General features: G+C 63.8%; 1 protein-coding gene. It reads left to right on the plus strand.

From position 1 onward, the window contains the following. The coding region (locus tag CBX98_RS25730; protein WP_197710261.1) for a hypothetical protein at nucleotides 1-345 on the plus strand (345 nt) is incomplete at both ends.

Consider the following 345-nt stretch of genomic DNA (forward strand, 5'->3'; position numbering starts at 1 on the left):
CCAGCTGACGGGCAAGGCCAACTACCTCGCTGCGGGAAAAGCTCTCAATCTCGATCTCGTCGATAAGCCCGAACTGGCGGCCGACCCGAAAAATGCTTCCAGGATCGCCGTCTGGTATTGGCAGAACCGCGTGCCGGAGAACGCGCGCACCGATGTCAAAGCCGCAACCAAGGCAGTAAACGGCAAGTTCAACGGTCTGCAGGACCGCATGGACCGCTTTGACGCCTGGGAGAAACGGCTGACGCCCGATGTCATGGCGCGGATGGGCAAGAGCCACGCATCGGTGGTCGGCGCCGCCGCACTCGGCGCCATCGCGCTCAGTGAGGGCGCCAGCGGCGAGGATGT

The organism is Vibrio sp. T9 (assembly GCF_003123985.1).
Lineage (GTDB): Bacteria > Pseudomonadota > Gammaproteobacteria > Enterobacterales > Vibrionaceae > Vibrio > Vibrio diabolicus.